We start from the raw sequence: 26,043 nt of genomic DNA, 5'->3' as shown, positions 1-26,043 counted from the left end.
CCAGATGCCAGCTGTCCGGGCTCTGTTGTCAGAACTCCGGGTTGTGTGATGCCAGGTTGTCAGAAGCCGTCGAACTCGCCGCCGTCGAACCCGCCATCCCCGCCCCAGCCCGCATCGTTCCCACCCGCGTCGTAGCCGCCTTGGTCTCCACCGCCGGTGTCGTAACCGCTCACATCGTTGCCGGCGTCGTACCCGGCGGCATCGTTGCCGCCCGCGTCGAGCCCGTCCTGATAGCCCTCGCCGTAACCACTTTCGAAGCCTTGCGCGTCGTAGCCGACCCCGGACATCCCGGAGAACAGCGACGAGAACAGCAATGCGGAGCCGAGTCCCCAAGCGCCGCCGATCAATGCGGGCTTCCACCACGGTTCGGAGTACCAGCCTGCGGGCACCGGACGTCCGGCGACTCGGCCGCCGGGATAGTAGTTCGGAGTATTCGAGGACGGGTTCGGCGATGCCGCGACCGCTCTGCCTTCGTATTCGACCGTTCGCTTTTCGGTGACCTGACCGGCCACATCCTGTCCATCGAGCGCAGGCACCGCGGGGCCGGGATCCATGCCCATGGCCGATCGAGCGGCGCGGATGTAGTACATACCCTCGAGCGCGGTTTGCTTCGCCAATCGCGCCTGCGCGGGTGTGCGCGCCTGGTCGATCTGCGAGCCTGCGGCGATCTGACGTTCGGACGCGTCCGCTAGCGCCTGTTTCGCCGCATCGTTGCTGCCGGTCAGGATGTACACCTGGCCGCCGAGCCGTTCGATCAGCTGCCTGGCGTCGGCGGACGCGTCCGCGAGTTCGGTCGCCGCGCGCTGCTTGGTCTGCTGTGCACGTATGACGACAAATCCGACGGCCAGCCCGACGATCACGATGATCAGTAACCACTCCACCGCTCGTGCCCCTTTCGCCCTCAGGGTCCAGTCAGGCCCAGTTTACTGGGGGCTTGCTGAGACCGAGCTGAGCTTTGCGGCGGGCGAGATGAGCGCGGATCCGGGTCAGTTCGACGCCGACTCCAGGCCGGTGGCTTGGGCTTCGTCGTAATCCGCGAGGTCGAAACTCTTTGTCTTCCACCGATAGAGCGCGGTGGCGCCCGGCCAGTTGTTGGTGATGCGGCCCGCGGCGTTGCGATACCAGCTGGAGCAGAAGTTCCACGGGGTGTCCTTCAGCCGCCGTTGCAGCCATCCGTCCCAGTTCTGCTCGACGTTCGCTCGGGCCGCGAGATAGCGGCCGGGCCGGTCGGTGAGGTACTCGACGACCTGACGGATGTAGCGGGCCTGGGATTCGAGCATGTAGATGATGGAACCCGAGCCGACGTTGGTGTTCGGGCCGTACATCATGAACATGTTCGGGAAGTGCGGGACCGAAAGGCCGAGGAAGGCGCGGGCGCCCTCGTCACCCCAGACGTCGGCGAGCTTGCGTCCGCCGATGCCGTAGATATGCATCGGCGCGAGGAACTCGGTCCCCTTGAATCCGGTGCCGTAGATGATCACGTCGATGGGGTGCTCCACGCCGTCCGTGGTGCGGATACCGGTCGGGGTGATCGCTTCGATCGCCGTCGTCTCCACGGCGACGTTCGACTGTGTCAGCGCGGGGAAGTACTCGTTGGAGAACAGGCCGCGCTTGCAGCCCGCCGCATAGTCGGGTGTCAGCTTCGCGCGCAGTTCGGCGTCCGGTACCTGCTTGGCGCGGTGCCGGTCGGCAAGCGCGACCACGGGCGCCCTCATGGCCGGGATGTCCGTCAGTGCCAGCGCGAGCACCTCGAAGGTCGACCAGATGGCGAATCGTTCGGCCAGCCGGGTCGGCGGCAGATATTTGAACACGGCCTTGTGCGCCGCGCTGTACTCGACGTCGAATTTCGGCAGCACCCACGCCGCCGAGCGCTGGAACAGCGTGAGGTGGGAAACCTGCGGCTGGATGCGCGGAATGTATTGGATCGCACTGGCTCCGGTGCCGATGCAGGCCACGCGCTTGCCGGTGAGGTCGACGCTGTGGTCCCACTCGGCGGAGTGGAAGGCGGCTCCGGTGAAGGTGTCGACGCCGGGGATATTCGGCATGGCGGGGCGCGAGAGCTGGCCGACAGCGGGGATGAGGATTTCCGCGGTGCGGCGTGCGCCGTCGGCGGTGCTGACGGTCCAGCTGCCGGTCTGCTCGTCGAACTCGGCATCGGTCACCTCGGTGCCGAATTCGATGTGGCGCAGCAGGTCGTGCTTCTCGGCGACGCCGCGCATGTAGTCGTGGATATCGCGCTGCTCCGAAAACCGGCGCGGCCAATCGGATTTGGGCTCGAACGACCAGGAGTACAGCGGTGAGGGCACGTCGCAGGCGGCGCCGGGATAGGTGTTCTCCCGCCACACGCCGCCGAGATCCGCGGCGCGCTCCAGGATGATGAAGTCATCCATCCCGGCCCGGCGCAGCTCGAGTGCCATACCGAGCCCGGCGAACCCGGCTCCGATAATGATGATGGACGGCGTCTTCATAGCTAGAGCCTAAGTGGGCGATCGGCGGGCACGAAGGCATTCCAGGACGTTGAATCAACATTTTCGGCCACGCCGGAGGTGCTCAGCTGCCCGCGAGTTGGCGGGCGATGACGAGGCGCTGGATTTGATTGGTGCCCTCGAAGATCTGCATGACCTTGGCCTCGCGCATGTAGCGCTCCACCGGGAAGTCCTGGGTGTAGCCGTAGCCGCCGAAGACCTGGACGGCATCGGTGGTGACCTTCATGGCGGCGTCGGTGGCGATCAGCTTGGCGACGCTGGCCTGGCGTGAGTAGGGGAGTCCGGCGTCGCGGCGGCGGGCCGCGTCGAGGTAGGTGGCGCGGGCCGAATCGACCGCGGCGGCCATGTCGGCGAGCACGAAACCGAGGCCCTGGTGGTCGATGATGCGGCGGCCGAACGTAGCCCGCTCCTTGGCGTAGGCGACCGCATCGTCGAGTGCGCGCTGGGCCAGGCCGACGGCGACGGCCGAGATGCCGAGGCGGCCCGAGTCCAATGCGCTGAAGGCGATCGAAAGTCCCTGTCCCGCATCGCCGATCAGCCGGTCGGTGGGCAGCAGGGCGTCGTCGTAGGCGGCGGTGGTCGTCGGAATCCCGCGCAGCCCCATCTTCTCTTCGGGCTTGCCGAAGCTCAGCCCCTCGGTGTCGCGCGGAACCAGGAAGCAGGAGATGCCGCGCGAGCCCTCGCCGGTCCTGGCGAACAGCGAGTAGAAGTCGGCGCGGCCGCCATTGGTGATCCAGGCCTTTGTGCCGTTGATCCGGTATCCGCCGTCCACCGCGGTGGCCCGACACCGCAAGGCGGCCGCATCCGATCCGGCGTGCGCTTCGGAAAGGCTGTAAGCGCCGACGGTTTCGCCCGACAGCATCTCGGGCAGCCACCGTTGTTTCTGTGCGTCGGTACCGAAGACGAACAGCGGGTGGCACGACAGGCTGTGCACGCTGACCGCGACCGCGACCGCGGCCCATCGACTCGCCAACTCCTCGAGCACCTGCAGATACACCTCGTACGGCTGCCCGCCACCGCCGAATTCCTCCGGATACGGCAGGCTCAGCAGCCCCGCCGCGCCGAGCGCGGGGAAGACCCCGTCGGGAAACGTTCCGGTCTTCTCACACTCGACCACCCGGGGCTCGAGCACCTTGTCGGCGATATCGCGAGTCAACTCGAGCAGATCCCGCGCCTCTGGCGTCGGCAGCATCCGTTCAACAGCCATGCCACCTGTTCTACCGTCCGCCCCATGGGCCTGCTCCGGGCAGCCCCGTTCCGCCGGCCCGGTCACGCGGCGGGCCGATGGCGGCGGTTGCTGCCCGATTCGGGTTCGGTACGTCGCATACGGGCGTTTGACCTGCTGATGCCCGACACGCTCGTAGGTGTGGCGATCCAGCCGAGGTGATAGGTTGCCCGGCATGTCTCGCCGCGATGAGAAGACCGTCGGCCTTGTCTTGGTTACCTACCAGAGCGCAGAGGATCTGCCGCCGTTCTTGGCGTCGCTGACGGCGGCAGTCGAGCCGCTGACGGTCGATGTCGTCGGTGTCGACAACACATCCACCGACGGGAGCGCCGGCCTTGTCGAGCAGTTCGGCGGGACAGTTATCCGCAATCGCGAGAACGTCGGCCTGTCCACCGCAATCAACCAGGGTGCAGCCGCGACAAATGCCGAATGGATCCTGGTCGCCAACCCTGATACACACCTCGCACCGGGCTCGATAGCCGCGCTTGTCGAAACCGCTCGCACTGACGACAAGATCGGCATGATCGGACCGCAGGTGACCCGGCTCGACGGGACGCACTACCCGACCGGGCGCCGGTTCCCGTCGCTCGCGGTGGGCGTCGCGCACGCGCTGCTGGGCGGTGTGTGGCCAGGCAATCCCGCCACTCGGCGGTACTTCGGTGAGCCGGTGACCGCGGTGCGCGATGTCGACTGGATCTCGGGGTGCTGCATGCTATTTCGGCGTGCGGCGTTCGACGCCGTCGGTGGGTTCGACACCCGCTATTTCCTCTACTTCGAGGAAACCAAGATGGCACTCGACATGCACCGCGCCGGGTGGCGGGTCGTGCTGGACCCCACCGTCGAGATTCGCCACCGCGAAGGCGGCAGTATGCGGTCGGCCCCGTTCCGGAAGATCCGCAGCCACCACCGCAGCGCCTTGCGGTTCTACTGCGACTACCACCAGGGCTCGCCGTGGCTGCTGTTTGCCCCGCTGGTCGCGGCGGGCCTGCTGGTGCGTGGTGCGGTGTCGGTCCTGCGGACCGCAATCACGCAACGCCTGCGTCGCTAGGTGAACGACTGCTCGGAGTGGTGAGCGGACGCCGGGTCACTGCCCGATTCCGGTTCGGCACGTAGCGTGTGGGTGTGAATTCCGTTGCGTTGCACGGGGTCTTGTTCGCGCATGGCAAGGCGTCGGCAGCGCTGTTGGCGATACCGGCCTTGCTCGGGTGCGCGATGCTCGTCGGTGCGCCACACGTGCATGCGGCGGATGTGCTCGATCGCGGCTCCACCGATGCGGCGGGCGGCCGTCGGTACTACCTGCACGTGCCGCCGGGGGATCCGGCGGGGAAAACCGCTGATGGTCATCTGCACGGGTGCTGCTGATGCAGTCCGACCATGGCCTCGATGTGCAGCGCGGCATGATGAATTTCCTGCCGGCCCACCGTCTCGGCGTCCCGGGCCGGGCGTGCGGCTGACCCGATCCGGGGTCGGGATACGCGGGGGGTATCGGAGCTCGCGTTCCTGGCTTATTATCTGCGTATGAATGCAGATAACGAGCCATTAGCTCCGCCCCTGGCGGAGGATCAGGTGGGGCTGGTTGTCGAGGTGTTCCGGATGCTGGCCGATGCGACCCGGGTGCAGGTGCTGTGGGCGCTGGTCGATCGGGAGCTGTCGGTGAACGACCTGGCCGGGCACATCGGGAAGCCCGCGCCGTCGGTGTCCCAGCACCTGTCCAAGCTGCGGATGGCGCGATTGGTCCGAACTCGACGGGCTGGGACGACGATCTTCTACAGTCTGGAGAACGAACACGTCCGGCTACTGGTCATGGACGCGGTCTATAACGCCGAGCACGCGGGTCCCGGCATCCCGCCGCACCACCGCAGCGTCACGGCGGTGCGCGAGCTGCCCCCGGGGGATCGGGCGGTGTCGGAATGAGCCATGAGCGCAATGGTTTCCGCTGGCGCGGACTCGACCTGCTGCACCGATACGGCCACGCCCAGAGCCGACTCGCCGGCCGAGATGGCAACGGGCACATGCACAGTGCTGCGGACGGCCACGATCACCCGCACGGCTGCGAAACTGCTCAGGGGTATGACCACGACCATGTAGAGGGCCACGGGCACGACCACGATGTGCACGACCACGGCCATGCACATGAGAACGGCCACGGGCATGGCCAGGCCGTTGCACATGACCATGGCCACGACCACGGGCAGGCCGTTGCGCACGACCACGACCAGGCCGGTGCGTGTGACCACGACCGTGCACAACACGGTGGCCATGGACACGAGCATGTGCACGACCATGGACACGAGCACGATTACCCGGACGGCTTACGGGGCATCCTGCGGGAGATCTTCGCCCCGCACAGTCATGACGCCGCCGACAGCGTCGATGATGCGTTGGAGGCCAGTGCGGTCGGCATTCGAGCGGTGAAGATCAGTCTCGGCGTGCTCGGGGCGACGGCCCTGGTGCAGGTGCTGATCGTTGCGATGTCCGGGTCGGTGGCGTTGGCGGCGGACACCGTTCACAACTTTTCCGACGCGTTGACCGCGGTGCCGCTGTGGATCGCGTTCGCGCTGGGGCGGCGGGCGGCCACCAGCCGCTATACCTATGGGTTCGGGCGCGCAGAGGATCTCGCGGGCCTGTTCGTGGTCGCCATGATCGCGTTGTCGGCGTTGATCGCCGGGTACGAGGCGGTGCGGCGACTGCTGGATCCGGTGCCGATCGAGCATCTCGGGTGGGTTGCCGCGGCCGGGGTGATCGGATTCCTCGGAAACGAGACGGTGGCGCTGTATCGGATCAGGGTGGGGCGGCGGATCGGTTCGGCCGCGCTTGTCGCCGACGGCCTGCATGCGCGAACCGATGGATTCACCTCGCTGGCAGTGCTTTTCGGGGTTGCCGGGGTGGCGCTCGGGTTCCCGTTGGCCGATCCTGTCGTCGGCCTGCTGATCACCGTCGCTATCCTCGCGGTGCTACGCACCGCCGCCCGGGATGTGTTCCGCCGCTTGATGGACGGCGTGGAACCGAATTTGGTGGCCACCGCGGCGCAGGAGCTTGTTGCCGAGCCGGGTGTGCTCGGTGTGCGCAGCCTTCGGATGCGCTGGATCGGTCATCGCCTGCACGCCGATGTGGAGTTGGACGTCGCTGCATCCACCTCTCTCGCCGATGCGCACCGGGTGGCGCACGGCGCCGAGCACACCCTCACCCACGCGGTCCCCAAGTTGGACACCGCCCTGGTCCACGCCTATCCCGCGCATTCGGGCTGACCTCGGGAAACTGATGGCAGTCGCCTATAGGTGGCGGCACAAAGTTTTCCAGCGCCACCTCGGGTGGGGCCTACTGTTGGGTAGCATCGCCGATGTGATGTGGCTCATGGTCGATATGCCGGTAGGCCAGCCACCGAAGGAAGAGGAGTTCCGATGTTGAGCACCATGCAGGACGAGCCGTTGTCGCTGGCGACGTTGCTGCGCTATGCATCGACGTTCGTGGGTGATTCCACCGTGTCCACCTGGACCGGGTCCGATGTGCGCACCATGACCTATCGCGAGCTGGGGGCCGAGTCGGCCCGGCTGGCGAATGCGCTGCGCGGGTTCGGGATCGGCATCGGTGATCGTGTCGGCACGTTCATGTGGAACAACAACGAGCACATGGTCGCCTACATCGCGGTGCCCGCGATGGGGGCGGTACTGCACGCGCTCAATATCCGGCTCTTCCCCGAGCAGGTGGTCTACGTGGCCAATCACGCCGAGGACCAGGTGGTCATCGTCGATGGCACGCTGCTGCCGATGTTCGCCCAGTACCTGCCGAACCTGAAGACGGTTCGCCACGTGATTGTGGCCAACGGTGACGCCGCCGCGTTGGAGGCGCCCGCGGGGGTGCAGGTGCACTCTTACACCGAGCTGCTCGCCGCGCAGCCGGACTCCTACGACTTCCCGGTGATCGACGAACGATCCGCCGCCGCAATGTGTTACACCTCCGGCACCACCGGCGACCCGAAGGGCGTTGTGTATTCGCACCGCTCCAACTGGCTGCACGCCATGCAGGTGTGCTCGCCGAACAGCATGGGTTTCACCGAGGCCGACAATGTGCTCGCCATCGTCCCGCTGTTCCACGCCAACGCGTGGGGCCTGCCCTACGCGGCACTGATGTCCGGGGCGAATGTGCTGATGCCCGACCGTTTCCTGCAGCCGGGGCCGCTGCTGGAGCTGATGGCATCGCAAAAGCCCACCTTCGGCGCCGCCGTGCCGACCATCTGGGGCGGCGTGCTTGCCGGCCTGGCCGCGAAGCCGCAGGACATCTCGCATCTGCGAACGGTGGTGGTCGGTGGCTCGGCGGTGCCGCCGTCGATGATGCGGGCGTTCCAGGAAAGGCACGGCGTGAAGATTCTGCACGCCTGGGGCATGACCGAAACCTCGCCGCTCGGCAGCGTCGCGCATCCGCCCGCCGGCGCCACCGGTGAGCAGGAGTGGGCCTATCGCTTCACCCAGGGCCGATTCCCGGCGAACGTGCAGGCGCGGCTGGTCGCCGATGACGGCAGCGTGGTGCCCAATGATGGAGAAGCGTTGGGTGAGCTGGAGGTTCGCGGGCCCTGGATCACCGCGTCCTATTATTCGCCGGACGGGTCATCGGTCGATCCGGACAAGTTCGATGACGGTTGGCTGCGCACCGGCGATGTCGGCAAGATCAGCCCGAACGGCTACCTCACGCTGGTCGATCGGTCCAAGGACGTGATCAAGTCCGGCGGCGAGTGGATCTCCTCGGTGGACCTGGAGAACGCGGTCGTGGGTCATCCGGCCGTTGCCGAGGCCGTGGTCATCGGCGTCCCGGACGAGAAGTGGGACGAACGCCCGCTGGTCGCCATCGTGTTGCGGGAAGATGCCGAGGCCAAGCCGGAGGAGCTGCGCGAATTCCTGGCCGACAAGTTCGCCAAATGGCAACTGCCGGAACACTGGACCTTCATTGCGGAGGTGCCGAAGACCAGTGTCGGCAAGTTCGACAAGAAGCGCCTGCGTGCCCAGTACGCCGACGGCGAGCTGACGATCACCACCCTGTCCTGAGCTCACCGCAGCAGGCCCGGCGCGGGCGAAATATATTGCCGCGCCGGGCCTGTGCGATGCTGCCGATCAGCAGTTACGAAGCTCCGGGCTCTGATTGAGCAGTTGAGCGCGGGTGCCGATGAACGTGCTGTAGGTCTCGCCGCCGACCGCGGACAGCGGGAAGGCCGCGACTCGGTGACAGTTCTGGAAGGCGAGTTTCACGCCGAAGTGCCGTTCCAAGCCGCCGCGGATCGCGTCGGAAGCCATGGCACGCAGCAGTTGACCGCGCGCCACTTCGTCCGGCGGCGGAACCACGTTGTCGGCGTATTCCTCGGTGCCGGAGTGCAGTTCACCGGCCACCCGGCTGACTACCTCCCAGGCGTAGGGCAATGAATTGCGAACACATTCGACGAATTCCGCGTCGTCGACCTCGCCACGTTCGGCGCGTTCGAGTAGTGCGGTGGGAACATCGAGGGACATAGCGCTCTCCTCCGGGGATGAGGTGGATGGCGGATGCGATGCCCTGAGCATTCTAATCGAAAGTGGTTGTCAACAATCCAGGATTCGTCGTGAAAGTGCCCGTTTCAGAGCGGTTTTCGTATCGGAAGCCAGGGTGTGGACCAGTTCGCGGGCCGGTAGCTCAGAGGTGAGAGCGTGTGTCTGACCGGCCCACAGGTTCACTTCCTCCGGATTGCCCGCTGCCCTCGCGGCGGCCCGCAGCGGCGCGGTGGCAAAGTGGATTTCCGGATAGGCAACCGGCGCCGTCGCGGTGTGTTCGTCCAGGAACCGGTTGCGCAGGCCGCGCGCCCGGCGACCGGTGAACGCGCGGGTCAGCATGGTCGCGGTGGTGGAGTCGACGGCGGCGCGGTGCACCGGGTTGGTGCCCGCTTCGGGGCAGCGCAGAAATGCGGTGCCGAGCTGGGCAGCGGCCGCGCCCGCGGCCAGTGTCGCCGCGATCCCCGCGCCGGTGCCGATGCCGCCGGCGGCGACGATCGGGACTTCGACGCTGGTGGTGAGGATCTGAAGCAGCGCGAGTAGCCCCAGCGGGTCGACGTTGTCGTCGGCGACCCGGTCGACGAAGGTGGCGCGATGCCCGCCTGCCTCGGCGCCCTGAGCGATGAGCACGTCGGCCCCTGCCTCGGCTGCGATGCGCGCCTCGGCGGCGGAGGTGACCGTCACCCATGCTTCCGACCCGGCCGCGTGCAGTCGGGCGATCTCGGCAGCGGTCGGACAGCCGAAGGTGAAGGTGACCACCGCGACGGGAGCCGCGACGAGCAGTTCCAGCTTCGCGTCCCAGTCGTCGGTGTCGTACTTCGGCGTGCCGAGCTCGTGCGTCGCGCCGAGCTCGGCCAGATAGCCGGCGAAGGCGGTGGGCGGCGTCGGCGGTCCGGGGGTGAACAGGTTGACGCCGAACGGCGCGGTGGTCAGCTCGCGGGTCGCGGCGAGGCGCGCCGCGGTGTCGTCCGCGCTCAGGTAGCCGGCGGCCAGCAGGCCGAGTCCGCCCGCCGCGGATACGGCCGCGGTCAGCTCGGGAGTGGAGGGTCCGCCTGCCATCGGGGCCAGCACGATCGGGACGCGCATTTCGTCGATGACCACGGTCCCAGTGTCGCTCATCTGGACGGTTGACCCCGGCCTACCTGCGATTTCCCGCGAGAAGGTTGCGGAATGGTCACGACGGGGTAGAGTTCCCGTCACAACGGATGCCGAAACGTTACATAGTCCGGAGTTGCCAGATCGTTACAAACGGTGTGGTTCCGGCCCGGAATTCGTTGACCACCAATGTAGGTCGGAAGCTAGGACGCAGCTGTGTCGCACCATCGTGTAGGCCCCAGTTCCATAACCGTGATGAGCCTCATCGGCGACGGTGTTTCGGGTCGGCCGACGCGGCATCGCGCCGAGTCGACCACGACCGAGCGGGTGAAGGTCGCCGCAGGCGTTGCGGTCGCGGCGAGCGCGCTGCTCGGCACCGCGACCCAGGTTGCCCCGGCGATCGCAGCACCGCTGCTGCCCGGCTCCCATGACGCCGACGAAGCTACTACTCCCATCAGTTTCAAGGGCACCGGCTCGCAGCCGGTCTCGGAGGCCAGGGCCGCCGCGACTCCCGTCGCCGAGTCGCTCCCCGTGCCGCAGGTCGCGAAGCCGATTGCCGCGCCGGTCGCCGCCCCGTTCGGCATCGGCAACCTGCCGCCGGAGATCGCGGGCCCGCTGGCCCAGGTCGAGCAGATCCTGAAGGGCGCGCAGCAGCAGCTCGCGCCCGCCCCCGCGGTTCGCCCGGTCGCCGGTGCGATCAGCTCCGGATACGGCAGCCGGTGGGGCGAGTTCCACTACGGCCTCGACTTCGCCGATCAGCTCGGCGCTCCGATTCATTCGGTGAGCAACGGCACCGTCATCGAGGCCGGCCCGGCGTCGGGCTTCGGCCTGTGGGTCCGCGTGCAGCAGGACGACGGCACCGTCGCGGTCTACGGGCACGTGAACGAGATGCTGGTGCACGAGGGGCAGCGGGTCAACGCGGGCGATGTCATCGCCACCGTCGGCAACCGCGGCAACTCGACCGGTCCGCACCTGCACCTGGAGATCTGGGACCAAGCGGGAAGCAAGATCGACCCGATGCCCTACCTGGCCTCCAAAGGTGTTCCCCTGCAGTGGGGCCCGTCGGCGCACTGATTATTGTTGCCCGGCTTGATGTTCGGCGGATCGCAAGCCTCACGCGAACACCAATCGGTCGTTAGGCTCTGGCGGTGACCGAGCTTGGCGACATCTTCGAGCCTGGATCACCGCACGGCCGCACCTACGCCGTGCTGGTGCATCATCCGCGATCGAGCCTGTCCGATATCGCCGGATATTTAGGTCTGCCAGTCGATGTGGCCGAGGCACTACTGAAAGTACTGCTCGACCTCGACGCCGCGGAATGCCTTGTCGGTCCCGACGGCCAGCTGCTGTGGGATGCGCACGCCCCGGAGTCGCTGTCGGAGGCCGAGGCTCGACGCAGGCAGCAGGACATCAACCACATGCACGCCGCCGCATCGCGACTCAGCGAGACCTTCCGATCGGTGCGCCGCTCGCCGCGCGCCAACGGCTCCGTAGTGCCGGTATTCGAGCGGCTCGAGATGCTGGCCGACTTCGAGGAGATGCAGACCGCGGCGCGCAGCAGCGTCAAGGTGATCGAGCGCGGCCCCTATCTCAGCGATATCGAACGCGAGCAGCGGCTCTTCCAGCTGAAGCGGGCCAGGATCGGTGCGGGCATCCGCTACCAAACCCTGTACCAGGACACCATTTATCAGGACCCGGAACGGCTGCGGCACGCGCTGTCCACCAATGCCAGTGGGGCACAGGCGCGCACGCTGCCCGAGCCACCGTTCAAGCTGATCATCAGCGATGACGAACGGGCCAGCCTGGTGCTGCATGCCGATGAACGGCGACCGGACCCGATGGGCCTGCGCATCAACGGTTCCGCGGCGTTGCGCCTGGCGATCAAGACCTTCGATGTGCTGTGGTCACTGGCCGCGCCGATCTCGGTGAATCCGTCGGCCGATGAACTCGACGAAAAGGACAAGGCGATCCTGACCCTGATGGGCCTCGGCGCCACCGACGACACCATTGCGCGAAGACTCGGAATGTCGCGGCGCACTGTGGTGCGCAGGACCGCCCGATTGCTGGAGCGACTCGGTGCCAGCACGCGTTTTCAGGCCGGGGTGCAAGCAACTCGTCGCGGTTGGCTGTGAATTCGCTCACGGAGCTGTGAAGTCGCTCACGGATTGGGTATCGGTAGCAACATAGGACGAATTCCGGCCGATAGTCCAACGATCGGCGCGCATGATGCGCTGCCGGTCCGGCAGCTGCCCGAGCCGGGCTCGGTGATGTGCGTTGCTTATATGATTGTCGGGCCGCGCGCCAAGACCTCGAGTCCTTGGTCTCTTGGTGGCCTGATGCGGTCGTGCGGCTGTGCTCTATGTGAAGGGTGAAAGTACTCGAATGGATGGTCCTCGTCGTTCTGCGCGCGGAAACCGTCGACGGCGGTCGGGCGCCCCATTATTCGGACAGCTGCTCACCGCGTCGGTCGAGTCCGCTGCCGAGTCGGTGGCGATCCGATTCAACCCGACCGGTGACCCGGCCGATCAGCGCGAACTCAGCTACCGCGAGTTGGACGAGACCTCGTCCCGGCTCGCACGTGAGCTGATCGATCGCGGTGTCGGCCCTGGAAACTTCGTGGCCGTTGGCATCACCCGCTCGGTCGAATCGATTGTGTCGATGTGGGCAATCGCGAAGACGGGCGCGGCATTCGTGCCGGTCGATCCTTCCTATCCGCCGGATCGCATCGAATACATCCTGTCGGACTCCGGCGCGAGCCTTGGTTTGACCACCACGGCGCACCAGGATGCGCTGGGGACGTCGATCGAATGGATCGCACTGGACGATGACGTGCAGGCCGACCGCATCGCGGGCCGACAAGCGCATCCCATCTCCTACGCCGACCGCATCGGCACACTCACCGAACAGCACCTCGCCTACATCATCTATACCTCTGGCTCCACCGGTCGGCCGAAGGGCGTCGCGGTCACCCACACCGGGCTGTCCGCCGTCGCGGGCGTCCGCGAGAAGCTCGAGGTCACTGCCGACGCCCGCGTGCTGCATGTGAGCTCGCCGAGCTTCGACTTCTCCATCATGGAGTTCTTCATGGCGTTCACCAGCGGAGCGACGCTGGTGGTCGCGCCACCGGGCGTGTTCGGTGGGGCCGAGCTCGCCGAGCTGTTGCGCCGCGAACGGGTCACGCACGTGATGATCACACCGGGTGCGTTGGATTCGGTCGATCCCACCGGGTTGGACGATCTGCGGTCCCTGGTGATCGGTGGCGAGCGCTTGCTGCCCGAGCTGATCGGGCGCTGGGTTCGCGATGGCCGCAAGGTGTACAACTTCTACGGCCCGACCGAGACCACCGTCATCATGACCGCCTCCGACCCACTGAGCGTCGGTGATCCGATCACGATCGGTAAGACCCTGGCCACCAGCATCGGCGCCTTCATTCTGGATGGGCGGATGCGTCCGGTCCCGGTCGGTGTGACCGGCGAATTGTATGTGGCAGGCCCCGGCCTCACCCAGGGCTATCTCGGGCGGCCCGGGTTGACCGCGGAGCGGTTCGTGGCCAGCCCGTTCGGTATCGAGGCGGGCGATCCGGGGGCGCGGCTGTATCGCACCGGCGATGTAGTGCGCCGCACCGAGTCCGGTGATATCGAGCATTTGGGCCGCTCCGACTTCCAGGTGAAGATCCGTGGTCTTCGCATCGAGCTCGGTGAGATCGACAGCGCGCTGAGCAATCACCCGGATGTTGACTTCGCGGCGACGTTGGGGCGCACGCTGCCGTCCGGTGTGACCGCGCTGGTGTCCTACGTGCTGCCGCGGGCGGATGCGAGCGGGAACCGGGTCGGGGTGGATACCGCGGCACTCGCCGCGCATGTCGGGGAAACGCTGCCCGCCTACATGGTTCCCCAGGCGATCATGGTGCTCGACTCGATTCCGCTGAACCCGGTCGGCAAACTCGATCGTGCGGCACTGCCGGAGCCGGTGTTCGCCGCGCGCGAGTTCCGAGCGCCGACCACCAGGACCGAACAGGTTGTCGCCGAGGTGTTCGCCGCGCTGCTGACACCCGACGCGCCGGACGCCCGGGTCGGTGCCGACGACGACTTCTTCGAGCTCGGCGGTAACTCGCTGCTGGCCACCCAGGCCGCGGCGCGCATCGGTAGCGCGCTCGACGTGCGGGTGCCGGTGCGGTTGATGTTCGAGGCGTCCACCGTCGAGGCGCTCGCCGCACGGGTGGAGGAAGAGGCCGGAGCAGAGACCGGACCAGCGTTGCAGGCCCGAGTGCGTCCGGAGCGGATTCCGCTGTCGTATGCGCAGCAGCGGATGTGGTTCCTCAACCGGTTCGATACGGCCAGCGGTGTCAACAACATTCCGCTCGCGGTGCGGTTGTCGGGTGCGCTCGATATCGACGCACTGCGGGCCGCCGCGCGTGACCTGGTCGCCCGCCACGAGGTGCTGCGAACGGTGTATCCGGAGATCGATGGCGAAGGCACGCAGGTCGTGCTGCCGATCGACGATTCTCGCGCCGTGCCGGAACTCGACGTCGTGCCGACCACTACGGCGGAGCTGGCCGAACTCGTCATCGGTGTGGCGGTCTCCGGATTCGATGTTGCCCTCGCGCCGCCGATCCGGCTTCGGGTGTTCCGGCTGAGCGAATCCGAGCACGTGCTGGTCTGCATCGTGCACCACATCGCCGGCGACGGCTTCTCGATGGGGCCGCTCACCCGCGACCTGATCGCCGCCTATTCCGATCGTGCGCGCGGCGCGCAACCGCAGCTGCCGCAGCTCGCGGTGCAGTACGCGGACTTCGCGATCTGGCAGCGCGAGGTACTCGGCGCCGAAGATGATCCGGAGTCACTGCTCGCCAAGCAGATCGCCTTCTGGCGCGATGAATTGGCCGGGCTGCCCGAGCAATTGGAACTGCCCGCCGATCGGCTCCGGCCCGCGGTGATGTCCAACCGGGGCGATTTCTTCGACTTCGACATCGATGCCGAAACCCATGCTGCGCTGAACCGGCTTGCTCAGAAACATAATTCGACGCTATTCATGGTCGTGCACGCCGCCCTGGCCGTGCTGCTCGCACGACTTTCCGGTACCAGGGATATCGCGATCGGCACCCCCGTCGCTGGTCGCGGCGAGGCCGCGCTCGACGACCTGATCGGCATGTTCGTCAATACCGTTGTGTTGCGCAGCGATGTCGACCCGGAGCTGTCCCTCGACGAGCTGCTGCAGAAGTTCCGCCAGATCGATATCGCGGCATTCGGACACGTGGACGTGCCGTTCGAGCGGCTGGTGGAACTGCTCGACCCGGCGCGTTCGATGGCAAGGCATCCGCTGTTCCAGGTGATGCTGCTCTTCCAGAACATGGCGCCGACCGAGCTGGAACTGCCCGGGCTCGCGGTGTCGGGTGTCGACCTCGGTGTCGCGATGGCCAAGGTCGATCTCGAACTGACCATCGTGCCGCGTGAAGAAGGCGGTGTGCCGAGCGGTATGTCGGCATCGTTCACCTACGCCGCCGACCTGTTCGACAAGGCCACGGTGGCCGGGTTCGCGCAGCGCTTGAGCAAGGTGCTCGCCGCGATGGTCGATAACCCGGGGCAGGACGTCGGTGCGGTCGAGTTGCTCGAGCCTGCCGAGCGGCAGCGAATCCTGGTGGACTGGAACGACACTCGTCACCCGGTTGCCCAGGAGCTGCTGCTGGATGGGTATCGGCGCGCGGCCGCGACCCACCCCGATGCGGTGGCCGTGGTGTACGAGGGCGCCGAGCTCACGTATCGCGAGTTCGACGAGCGGGTCAACAAGCTGGCCAGGTTGCTGATCAGCGAGGGTGTCGGCGCGGAATCGCTGGTCGGTCTCGCGGTTCGGCGTTCGCTCGATCTGGTGGTCGGCATGTACGCGATCGTCGCCGCCGGTGGTGCGTATGTGCCGCTGGATCCGGATCATCCCGGCGAGCGGATCGCGCACATCCTCGATACCGCCGCGCCGGTCTGCGTGCTGACGACAACCGCCGACGCGGTCGACGCCGTCGCGCCCGTGCTGCATCTGGACACGATCGACCTGGAACGGTTCTCGGGTGCTCCGATCGCACCGGAAGAGCTGCTGCGCCCGGTCTCGGGACACAACCCGGCCTACGTGATCTTCACCTCGGGCTCCACCGGTCGACCGAAGGGCGTGGCGATCTCGCACACGGCCATCAACAACCAGATCGAATGGATGCTCGCGCAGTACCCGCTCGGTCCCGACGATGTCTACCTGCAGAAGACCGCAACCACCTTCGATGTGTCGCTGTGGGGCTACTTCATGCCGCTGCGCGCGGGGGCCAGGCTGGTCGTCGCCACCCACGACGGTCATCGCGACCCTGCCTACATTGCGGAAACGATTGCCGCACAACGTGTCACGGTCACCGACTTCGTGCCGTCGATGCTGACGGTGTTCGCGACACATACCGCGCCCGGCGCCTGCCCGACGCTGCGTGAGGTGTTCGCCATCGGTGAGGCGCTGCCGCCGGAGACGGTGGGGGCATTGGCCGCGGTTTCGGACGCGACGGTGCACAACCTGTACGGGCCGACCGAGGCCGCGGTGTCGGTGACCTACTGGCCTGCTCGCGTCGGTGAGCTCGCCACCGTCCCGATCGGCCTGCCGCAGTGGAACACTCGGGTATTCGTGCTGGATTCGCGGTTGCGGCCGACGGCGGCGGGTGTGGTCGGCGAGCTCTACCTGGCCGGTGACCAGCTGGCGCGCGGTTATGTGGCCCGGCCGGATCTGACAGCGGATCGGTTCGTTGCCAACCCGTTCGAGCAGGGCGCCAGGATGTATCGCACCGGCGACCTGGTCGTATGGCGGGAAAACCCGCTGCGGCTCGAATATCTGGGTCGTACCGACTTCCAGGTGAAGTTCCGTGGCCAGCGCATCGAGCTCGGTGAAATCGAGACGGCGCTGCTCGCCCAGCCCGCCGTGAGCCAGGCTGCGGCACTGGTGGTGCCGTCGGTGACCGGCGATCAGTTGGTCGGCTATGTGGTGCCGCGGCCGGGTCAGCAGATCGAGCAACAACAGTTGCTCGCCGCGATCTCGGAAGTCCTTCCCGCCTATATGGTTCCGGCCGCACTCGTGGCGCTCGACGCCTTCCCGCTCAACACCAGCGGCAAGCTCGACCGCAAGGCGCTGCCCGCACCGACCTTCACCGCTCGCGAATTCCGGGCTCCGGTCACCCAGTCGGAGGAGATCGTCGCCGCCGTTTTCGCCGAGGTACTCGGCGTCGAACGCGTCGGCGCCGATGACGACTACTTCGCCATGGGCGGTAACTCGCTGCTGGCCACCCGCGCAGTCGCCAGGATCAACGACGCGTTGGAAACCAATGTCACGGTGCGCGATCTGTTCGAAGCCTCGACCGTCGCCGCGCTCGCGGCCAGGATCGTGCCCGGCGTCGGACGTGATTCGGCGGCCCGCCCCGCGCTGGCCAAGGCCGAACGGCCGGAGCTGATTCCGCTGTCGCTCGCGCAGCAGCGGATGTGGGTGCTCAACCAGCTCGATACCGAATCCGCCTCCTACAACCTGCCTTTCGTGATTCGGCTGACCGGAGCACTCGACGTGACGGCGCTGCGTCTCGCCGTCGAGGATGTGCTGGTCCGGCACGAAGCATTGCGCACGCGGTTCCCGACGACGGGTGTCGGTGGCCAGGCCCGTCAGGAGATCTTGTCCGCGGCCGAAGTGTTGCCGGAGGGACTGCAGGTCGAGACCCCTTCGGATGTGCTCGCTCGTGTCACCGAGCTGGTGTCCGCCGGGTTCGACGTCACCGAGCAGGCACCCGTTCGGGTCTGCCTGCTGGCCAACGGCACCGCCGACGACCACCTGCTCGTCCTTGTGGTGCACCACATTTCGGCCGACGGCGCGTCCTTTGCGCCACTGGCCCGTGACATGATGGCCTCGTACATCGCTCGTACCGGCGGCGAAGCCCCCGGCTGGGCACCACTGCCGGTGCAGTACGCCGATTTCGCGCTCTGGCAACACGCCGTCATCGGCACCGACGACGACGAGAACTCGGTGGCGGCACGGCAATTGGCGTACTGGCGCGAGCAGCTGTCGGGATTGTCGGGGACGCTGGAATTGCCGCTGGATCGCCCGCGCCCGACGGTGCCGTCGAACCGCGGTGCGTCGGTGGGCTTCACCATTCCGGCCGAAGTGCACGAGGGTCTGATCCGCATCGCGCGTGAGCACCGGTCTTCGCTGTTCATGGTGGTGCACGCGGCGCTGGCCGTGCTGCTCGCCCGGCTCTCTGGCAGTCCGGATGTCACGATCGGCACGCCGATCGCCGGTCGCGGCGAGCGTGCGCTGGACGAGCTGGTCGGCATGTTCGTCAACACGCTGACGTTGCGCACCTCGGTCGAGCGGACCGCGAGCTTCGAGGAATTGCTCCTGCAGGCGCGCGAGGCGGATCTATCCGCCTTCGCCAACGCGGACATCCCCTTCGAGCGGGTGGTCGAGGCCGTTCTGCCCGGTCGCTCGGCCGCACAGAGCCCGCTGTTTCAGGTGATGCTGTCCTTCCAGAACCTGGAGCAGCCCACGCTGGAGCTGCCGGGCCTTACCGTCGGTGCGCTGGATTCCGGCGCGATCGCGGCCAAGTTCGATCTGCAGCTCGTCGTCGAGCCCCACCTGCTCGCGGACGGGAAGCCCGGCGAGATCTCCGCGGTATTCACCTATGCCACAGACCTTTTCGAGGAGTCGACGGCGCAGGCATTCGGTCGCAGGCTGACGCGCATCATGGCGGCCGCAGCCGCCGATCAACAGGTGCTCATCGGCGACATCGATATCCTCGACGCCGAGGAGCATGACCGGGTGCGTATGGGACCGGCCGCGGCCCCCGAACCGAGTGTCGTAGGACCGGCCTCCGGTGGGACCAGGCTGACCCAGGCACTGGCCGCGGCGGTGGACGACGATCCCGACGCACCTGCGCTGGTGTGGGGCGAGGACGAAATGTCCTACCAGCAGCTCGATGCCCAGTCCTCGCGCCTGGCCAGGGTACTGATCGGGCATGGTTGCGGTCCCGGTGTCGGGGTGGGGGTCCGGCTGGATCGCGGCACCGACTCGGTGGTCGCGGTGTGGGCGGTGCTCAAGGCGGGTGCCGCGCTGGTACTGCTGGCTACGGCCGATATGCCGTTGCCCGCCGCACCGGTCGTCAAGATCGGGCTGACCGCCGGAGGGCAGCCGGTCGATATGGGTGGTGTCGACTGGCTGCGACTGGACGACGCGGCGGTGATCGCCGAGATCGCCGAGCAATCGGCGCGCCCGGTGACCTACGCGGCTCGCAACGGCGTGCTGCGCGGCGAAGATCCGGCACTGGTGGTCGCGGCGAGCGGTGTGACGATGACCTACGACGAGTTGGCAGTAGCCACCGATCGGCTGCGCACCCGTACCGGTCTGACCGTCGAGTCCCGTACCTTCCAGTGCGGACGGCCGGATTCGCCTGCCGCCCTGCTCGAAGTGGTGGCCGCGGGAGCGACCGGTGCCGCCTTGGTCGTGGTTCCCGGCACCGAGCTTGCGGTGGCCGATCTGGCGACTTCGCTGGCCGATGAGTGGGTTACCCATCTGCTCGCCGATCGGTCGACCCTCGACGCCATCGATACCGCGTTGCTGGAAGACCTCCAGGCCGTCGTGCTCGATGACGGGTCTACGGTCGAATCGGTGTCGGTGTCGGTGTCGGGGTCGGCCGAGGTGGTCCTGCTCGATGAGCTGCTGATGGTCAGGTGCTGGTAACGAACCAAGGCTCGCGAGATCGGTTTCTGCTTCTGTGGCGTACGCCCAGTTACTTGTAAAACAAGCGACAGGAAGAGTTCTGCAATGCTCGGTGTGTTCGGGAATGGGCGAACGGCCCCGCGGTACTGCAGTCGAACGGTGACGGTGGCATGAGCTACCCCGCTCGCGTACGTCCCACCCGAACCCGCAAAGCCCGCGTCACAACGCTGCCGCAGCTGATGGCGACCGCCGTGGAGTCGAACCCCGGCGGTGTCGCGCTCGTCTTCGCCGATGCCACGACGACCCACGCGCAGCTGAGCTATGCCGAACTCGACGACCGGTCGACCCGACTGGCCCGACTGCTGATCGACCATGGGATCGGACCCGAAGATCTTGTCGCGGTGGGCATTCCGCGGTCGGTGGAGTCGGTGGTCGCGGTGTGGGCGATCGCCAAGAGCGGTGCGGGCTTCGTTCCCGTCGACCCGAACTATCCGGCCGATCGTGTCGCGCACATGGTCTCCGATTCCGGAGCTGTGCTCGGACTGACCGTGGCGTCGGTGCGCTCCGGCCTGCCCGGCCAGGTCGAGTGGCTGGAAATCGATACCCCGGAGCTCGGGCAGCTGCTGCGGCAATTTCCGGCGGATCCGGTCACCAACGCGGATCGGGCGCGTCAGTTGCGCGCCGAGCATCCCGCCTATGCGATCTACACATCGGGATCGACGGGCCTTCCGAAGGGCGTGGTTGTCACGCAGGCCGGCCTGTCGAGTTTCTGTGACGAGCAGCGCGAGCGGTATCGGGTGACGTCCGCGTCGCGGACGCTGCATTTCGCATCGCCGTCGTTCGACGCGTCGGTGCTGGAGTTGCTGCTTGCACTCGGTGGCGCCGCGACGATGGTGGTGGTTTCGCCAACCGTCTATGGCGGTGACGAACTGGCCGAGTTGCTGCGCAGGGAGCGGGTGACGCACGGGTTCATCACCCCGGCCGCACTCGCCTCGCTCCCGCCCGAGGGGCTCGACGAGCTGCGTGTCGTGGTGGCGGGCGGTGAAGCGTGCCCGCCGGAGTTGGTGCGGCGCTGGGTCTTACCGATTTCCGGTGGAACTCGCGAATTCTTCAATGGTTACGGTCCCACTGAGACCACCATCATGACCAACATCTCCGCACCGATGACGCCCGGCGAGCCGGTGACGATCGGTGGGCCGATCCGCGCGATCACGGAGTTCGTGCTGGATGATCGGCTGGCTCCGGTCCCGGACCGGGTGCCGGGCGAGCTCTACATCTCCGGGGCACAGCTGGCTCGCGGATATCACGAGCGGCCGGGGTTGACCGCTGTCCGGTTTGTCGCCGATCCCTTCGGCCCGCCCGGCTCTCGGCTCTACCGCACCGGTGACCTGGCCCGTTGGACCGCGGACCAGGAGTTGGAATACCTGGGGCGCAACGATTTCCAGGTAAAGATCCGTGGCTTCCGTATCGAACTCGGCGAGATCGACGCGACCTTGGCCGCCCATGAGACCACCGATTTCGCTGTCACCATCGGGCACGAACTCGACAGCGGCAGCACGATTCTCGTGTCGTATGTGCATGGCGCGAACGGCATGTCCGCGGATCCGGAGCAGTTGACGGCGTTGGCCGAGCAGAGCCTGCCCGCCCATATGGTGCCGACCGTCATCATGGTGCTCGACGAGATTCCGCTGACGCCGGTCGGCAAGTTGGATCGCCGGGCGCTGCCCGCACCACAGTTGCGTACCAAGGCTTTCCGTGCCCCTTCGGATCCGTTCGAGACCGTGGTGGCGAGTATGTTCGCCGAGGTACTCGGCACCGACGAGCAGGTCGGCGCCGACGATGACTTCTTCGCGCTCGGCGGAAACTCGCTGATCGCCACCCAGCTGATGGCCCGTTTGGGTGCGGCGCTGGATACCCGCGTTCAGGCGCGCTGGCTGTTCGAGACGCCGACTGTCGCAGGACTGGCCGCTGTGCTGGCGGAGCATACGGGCTCCGGCGGACGTACCGCGCTGGTCGCCGGACCACGGCCGGAGCGGATTCCCTTGTCGCTCGCGCAGCAGCGGATGTGGTTCCTGAACCGGTTCGATCCGGAGTCGACGGCCTACAACATTCCGATCGCGGTCCGCTTGCGTGGTGCGCTGGATACCCGAGCTCTCGCCGCGGCTGTCGCGGATCTCGTCGCCAGGCACGAGGTGTTGCGGACCATTTACCCGGAGACCGAGGACGGTCCGGTGCAGGCGATCCTGCCCGCGGAGCAGGCCGCGCCGCAGTTGGACGTCCAGGTGGTCGGCGCGCAGGAGATCGAGTCCGTGGTGGCGGAGTTCCTGTCGACGGTCTTCGATGTGACCGCCGAGGTGCCGTTGCGAGCCGGGTTGTTCCGGCTCGACGAGTCCGATAGCGAATACGTCCTTGCGCTGGTTGTGCACCATATCGCGGGCGACGGGTCCTCGATCGGTCCGTTGACGCGTGATCTGATGACGGCGTACGCGGCGCGATCGGTGGACCTGGCGCCGGAGTGGGCGCCGCTCGCAGTGCAGTACGCGGACTTCAGCATCTGGCAGCGTGAACTGCTGGGTAGCGAGGACGACGCGGAGTCGTTGGCGGCCGAGCAGATCGCGTACTGGCGTGGTGCGCTTGCGGAGCTGCCGGATCAGTTGGATCTGCCGACGGATCGGCCGCGGCCCGCGGTGCAGTCGTTCGCCGGAGGCAAGGTCGAGGTGCGAATCGACGCCGAAACGCACCGGGGCTTGGTGCAATTGGCGCGGGGCGAAGGCGCAACGCTGTTCATGGTCGTACACACCGCACTCGCGTTGCTGTTGGCCCGTTTGTCGGGAACCGACGATATCGCCATCGGCACACCGATGGCGGGTCGTGGTGAGCGTGAACTCGACGACCTGATCGGCATGTTCGTCAACACCCTGGTGTTCCGGACCCGGATCGACGCGGGCCAGTCGTTCACGGATTTGCTCGCGCGCCAACGGGAATCGGATATCCAGGCGCTGGCGCATGCGGATGTGCCGTTCGAGCGGCTTGTCGAGGTGCTCAACCCGGTGCGCTCGACCGCGCGCCATCCGCTGTTCCAGGTGGGTCTGTCGTTCCAGAACCTGGCCAAGTCCGAACTGGAGTTGGCGGACCTGACGGTATCGGGTGTGGATTTCGATGCCGCGGTGTCGCAGTTCGATTTGCACTGGATCGTGGGTGACAGCTACGACGCGGAGGGAAATCCGGCCGGGATAGGTGGAGCGCTCACCTACGCCATCGGCTTGTTCGACGAATCGACGGTGCGTGACTTCGTCGAGCGATTCCAGCGGTTGCTCAGTGCGATTATCGCCGCGCCGCGCGCCGCGGTCGGTGACATCGACATGCTCGATGCGGCCGAGCGGGTCGCGTTGGTGGTCGGCCGAAACGCCACCGAACATCCGGTGGATTCGGCGGCGACCTTGGTGTCGTTGCTGGACGCGACGACGACCGCCGCACCGGATGCGGTGGCATTGGTCGGTGCCGACGGCAACTCGATGACCTACCGTGAGCTGGACGCGCGAGTGAATCGCCTTGCCAGGTACCTGATTTCACAGGGCGTCGGCCCGGATGCCAGGGTTGCTCTTGCCTTGCGCCGCTCGGTGGACCTTGTGGTCGCTATGTATGCGGTGGCACGGGCCGGTGGTGCTTATGTTCCGGTGGATCCGGATCAGCCTGCCGAGCGAACCGGCTACATCCTCGAAACTGCCCGGCCCGTGTGCGTGCTGACCAGCGCTGCCGAGGACTTCGCCGACACGGTGGCACCCGTGGTGCGGATGGAAGCGCTCGAGCAGGCAGGTATTTCGGACGCGCCGATCGCCGATGCGGAGCGCGTTGCGCCGGTGGATCCGCGGCACGCCGCGTATGTGATTTTCACGTCCGGTTCGACCGGGCGTCCCAAGGGCGTCGCGGTCTCACACGGTGCCATTGCCAACCAGTTGCTCTGGAAGGCAGCAGAATTCGGGCTCGGTCCGGGTGACGCCGTGCTGTTGAAGACGGCCGCGACGTTCGACCTTTCGGTGTGGGAGTTCTGGTCGGCGACCGTGTGTGGCGGCAGGCTGGTTATCGCCGCGCCGGATGGGCATCGCGACCCGGCCTACCTGAATGACCTGATGGCGCGCGAATCGGTCACGACACTGCATGTGGTGCCGTCGATGCTCGACGCGCTGTTGGAGGGCCGCCTGCCCTTCACGCTGCGCCGGGTGCTGGCCATCGGGGAGGCGCTGCCCCACGCGCTTGCGCAACGCTTCCTGCGCACCTATCCGGTGAAGGACCTGTTCAACCTCTATGGTCCGACCGAGGCAGCGGTGTCCATCACCAGCCATCGGGTGACCGCCGCAGACACGGTGTCGGTGCCGATCGGTCTGCCCGAGTGGAACAGCCAGGTCTATGTGCTCGATGCGCGGCTGCGGCCCGTCCCGCCCGGCATCGCCGGGGAGTTGTACCTCGCGGGCGCGCAACTGGCCCGCGGCTACTTCGGCCGACCGGATCTGACCGCGGATCGGTTCGTGGCCAACCCCTTCGGGTCGGGCAGCCGCATGTATCGGACCGGCGACCTGGTGGTCTGGAATACCGCCGGCGTGTTGGAGTACCGGGGCCGCACCGACTTCCAGGTAAAGGTCCGTGGTTTCCGTATCGAGCTGGGTGAGATCGAGGCCGCGCTCGCGGAGCTGCCGTCACTCGCTCAGACCACCGTGCTCGCGAAGTCCGACACCAAGACCGGTGATCGCCTGGTGGCCTATCTGGTACCTGCCGATCTTGCCGCGGGTGTCGATGTGGCCGAGGTGAGGTCCGCGCTCAGTGCTGCCCTGCCGTCCTACATGGTCCCCGACGCTTTCGTGGTGCTGGATGCATTGCCGCTGAATATGAACGGCAAGCTGGATCGAAAGGCGTTGCCGGAGCCGGAGTCCGCCGTGCGTGTTTATCGGGCACCGGTCACCGAGTGGGAAACACTCGCCTGTCATGCGTTCGCCGAGGTGCTCGGTGTCGAGCGAATCGGCTTGGATGACAACTTCTTCGAGCTCGGTGGCAATTCGCTGGTCGCTACTAAGTTGGCCGCACGGCTGGGTGTGGCACTGGCCCAACAGGTTCCGGTGATGCTGTTGTTCACCGGACCCACCCCCGCGGAAATGGTTGCCCAGTTGCAAGCACGCGGAGTCGGCCGGCTCGATATCGGCGCCGCGTTCGATGTGATGCTGCCGCTGCGTCGATCCGGCACGGCAGAACCGCTGTTCTGTATCCATCCGATCGGTGGCATCGCCTGGTCGTTCGCGGGCTTGGCGGCTCATCTCGATCGGAACCGGCCGATCTACGGTTTACAGTCGCCGGTGCTCGGTTCGGATGAGGCGCTACCGGATTCGATCGACGACTGGGCGCGCCGCTACGTCAAGGAAGTCCGCGCGGTACAGCCCGAAGGGCCGTACCACCTGCTCGGCTGGTCGCTGGGTGGTGTGCTCGCGCACGCCATGGCGGTGCAGCTGCAGAGCGAAGGCCAGCAGGTCGCGCTGCTCGCGATGATGGACAGCCATCTGGTTGCGACGCATGGTGCGACGGCGGCCGTGCCGATTGCCGAACTGCTCGGCGGACTGCTCGGCGGCCAGGCAACCGATCTGAGTCTCGGCGCGGACGTGGACGTAACCGAGCTCGCGCGGCGACTTGCCGACCTGCCCGAGCCGTTCGCGTCGTTCGGTGCCGAGCGGATCGCCCGGGTGCTGGAGGCCGGTATTCGCTCGGCGACCTTCATCGGTGCATACCGTGCGCGACCGTTCGTCGGTGATGTCGTGTACTTCACCGCCGCCCACGATGATGCGACCGGCAGTGCGGGTGCCGGGACGTGGGTCGACGCGGTATCGGGCGCTGTACACAACTATCCGGTGCAGTCCACGCACTGGCGCATGACGACCGATTCCGCGCTGACCGAGATCGGCACGGTCTTGGGTGCGGTCTTGCCGCGCTCGGCGGTCTAGACGAGCGCTTGGGCGAGAATCTGAAC

General features: G+C 66.9%; 13 protein-coding genes and 1 pseudogene. 9 read left to right on the top strand and 5 right to left on the bottom strand.

What is annotated here, in order from left to right:
- Positions 1-59 precede the first annotated feature (59 nt).
- The 3 genes from ACLMAL_RS01060 to ACLMAL_RS01050 all read right to left on the bottom strand — a co-directional run bounded on the left by ACLMAL_RS01060 (position 60) and on the right by ACLMAL_RS01050 (position 3,693).
- The gene (locus tag ACLMAL_RS01060; protein WP_411997356.1) at positions 60-881 is read right to left on the bottom strand and encodes a DUF1542 domain-containing protein; all 822 of its coding nucleotides are present in this window, start codon (positions 879-881) and stop codon (positions 60-62) included.
- Between the two features lie 105 nt (positions 882-986).
- Positions 987-2,468 (bottom strand): flavin-containing monooxygenase, encoded by a 1,482-nt coding sequence (locus tag ACLMAL_RS01055; protein ID WP_411997355.1) that lies wholly within the window; start codon positions 2,466-2,468, stop codon positions 987-989.
- Positions 2,469-2,550: 82 nt separating this feature from the next.
- Positions 2,551-3,693 (bottom strand): acyl-CoA dehydrogenase family protein, encoded by a 1,143-nt coding sequence (locus ACLMAL_RS01050; protein ID WP_328409088.1) that lies wholly within the window; start codon positions 3,691-3,693, stop codon positions 2,551-2,553.
- 193 nt (positions 3,694-3,886) lie between these two features.
- On the opposite strand from ACLMAL_RS01050, the gene ACLMAL_RS01045 reads away from it, so the two are divergent.
- The 5 genes from ACLMAL_RS01045 to ACLMAL_RS01025 all read left to right on the top strand — a co-directional run bounded on the left by ACLMAL_RS01045 (position 3,887) and on the right by ACLMAL_RS01025 (position 8,750).
- Positions 3,887-4,759, top strand: a complete 873-nt coding sequence (locus ACLMAL_RS01045) for a glycosyltransferase family 2 protein (RefSeq protein WP_328409090.1) — start codon at positions 3,887-3,889, stop codon at positions 4,757-4,759.
- Positions 4,760-4,833: 74 nt separating this feature from the next.
- Entirely contained in the window at positions 4,834-5,073 is a 240-nt protein-coding gene (locus tag ACLMAL_RS01040) for a hypothetical protein (RefSeq protein WP_411997354.1), read from the top strand.
- A gap of 156 nt (positions 5,074-5,229) precedes the next feature.
- A complete protein-coding gene (locus tag ACLMAL_RS01035; RefSeq protein WP_411997353.1) occupies positions 5,230-5,625 on the top strand; it encodes an ArsR/SmtB family transcription factor in 396 nt (131 codons plus the stop codon).
- A gap of 359 nt (positions 5,626-5,984) precedes the next feature.
- On the top strand, positions 5,985-6,959 hold the full coding sequence (locus ACLMAL_RS01030; RefSeq protein ID WP_411997526.1) for a cation diffusion facilitator family transporter: 975 nt from the start codon (positions 5,985-5,987) through the stop codon (positions 6,957-6,959).
- A 153-nt stretch (positions 6,960-7,112) separates the two neighbouring features.
- Positions 7,113-8,750, top strand: coding sequence for a long-chain fatty acid--CoA ligase (locus tag ACLMAL_RS01025; RefSeq protein ID WP_411997352.1), 1,638 nt, complete (start codon positions 7,113-7,115; stop codon positions 8,748-8,750).
- 66 nt (positions 8,751-8,816) lie between these two features.
- On the opposite strand, the gene ACLMAL_RS01020 is transcribed toward ACLMAL_RS01025, so the two are convergent.
- Both ACLMAL_RS01020 and ACLMAL_RS01015 read right to left on the bottom strand, forming a co-directional pair.
- A complete protein-coding gene (locus tag ACLMAL_RS01020; RefSeq protein WP_328409101.1) occupies positions 8,817-9,209 on the bottom strand; it encodes an SCO5389 family protein in 393 nt (130 codons plus the stop codon).
- 69 nt (positions 9,210-9,278) lie between these two features.
- Positions 9,279-10,343 carry a nitronate monooxygenase gene (locus ACLMAL_RS01015; protein ID WP_411997351.1) on the bottom strand — a complete coding sequence of 355 codons (1,065 nt, stop codon included), beginning with the start codon at positions 10,341-10,343 and terminating at the stop codon, positions 9,279-9,281.
- Between the two features lie 231 nt (positions 10,344-10,574).
- On the opposite strand from ACLMAL_RS01015, the gene ACLMAL_RS01010 reads away from it, so the two are divergent.
- The 4 genes and pseudogenes from ACLMAL_RS01010 to ACLMAL_RS00995 form a co-directional block, all read left to right on the top strand.
- Positions 10,575-11,393 (top strand): M23 family metallopeptidase, encoded by an 819-nt coding sequence (locus ACLMAL_RS01010; RefSeq protein WP_411997350.1) that lies wholly within the window; start codon positions 10,575-10,577, stop codon positions 11,391-11,393.
- Between the two features lie 74 nt (positions 11,394-11,467).
- Positions 11,468-12,451 carry a DNA-binding response regulator gene (locus tag ACLMAL_RS01005; RefSeq protein WP_411997349.1) on the top strand — a complete coding sequence of 328 codons (984 nt, stop codon included), beginning with the start codon at positions 11,468-11,470 and terminating at the stop codon, positions 12,449-12,451.
- Between the two features lie 250 nt (positions 12,452-12,701).
- The gene (locus ACLMAL_RS01000) at positions 12,702-20,054 is read left to right on the top strand and encodes an amino acid adenylation domain-containing protein (protein WP_411997348.1); all 7,353 of its coding nucleotides are present in this window, start codon (positions 12,702-12,704) and stop codon (positions 20,052-20,054) included.
- 161 nt (positions 20,055-20,215) lie between these two features.
- A pseudogene (locus ACLMAL_RS00995) lies at positions 20,216-26,017 on the top strand (amino acid adenylation domain-containing protein); the annotation flags it as partial.
- Between the last annotated feature and the right edge of the window lie 26 nt (positions 26,018-26,043).

Source organism: Nocardia sp. CWNU-33 (genome assembly GCF_046764895.1).
GTDB lineage: Bacteria > Actinomycetota > Actinomycetes > Mycobacteriales > Mycobacteriaceae > Nocardia.
The sequence above is the reverse complement of the archived record's forward strand: the minus strand, read 5'-3'. Positions and strand labels throughout refer to the sequence as shown.

Bases quoted from the DNA above. Each gene is read 5' to 3' on its own strand.
- ACLMAL_RS01055 (WP_411997355.1), bottom strand. From the start codon at position 2,468: ATGAAGACGCCGTCCATCATCATTATCGGAGCCGGGTTCGCCGGGCTC.
- ACLMAL_RS01050 (WP_328409088.1), bottom strand. From the start codon at position 3,693: ATGGCTGTTGAACGGATGCTGCCGACGCCAGAGGCGCGGGATCTGCTC.
- ACLMAL_RS01045 (WP_328409090.1), top strand. From the start codon at position 3,887: ATGTCTCGCCGCGATGAGAAGACCGTCGGCCTTGTCTTGGTTACCTAC.
- ACLMAL_RS01035 (WP_411997353.1), top strand. From the start codon at position 5,230: ATGAATGCAGATAACGAGCCATTAGCTCCGCCCCTGGCGGAGGATCAG.
- ACLMAL_RS01025 (WP_411997352.1), top strand. From the start codon at position 7,113: ATGTTGAGCACCATGCAGGACGAGCCGTTGTCGCTGGCGACGTTGCTG.
- ACLMAL_RS01020 (WP_328409101.1), bottom strand. From the start codon at position 9,209: ATGTCCCTCGATGTTCCCACCGCACTACTCGAACGCGCCGAACGTGGC.
- ACLMAL_RS01015 (WP_411997351.1), bottom strand. From the start codon at position 10,343: ATGAGCGACACTGGGACCGTGGTCATCGACGAAATGCGCGTCCCGATC.
- ACLMAL_RS01010 (WP_411997350.1), top strand. From the start codon at position 10,575: ATGAGCCTCATCGGCGACGGTGTTTCGGGTCGGCCGACGCGGCATCGC.
- ACLMAL_RS01000 (WP_411997348.1), top strand. From the start codon at position 12,702: ATGGATGGTCCTCGTCGTTCTGCGCGCGGAAACCGTCGACGGCGGTCG.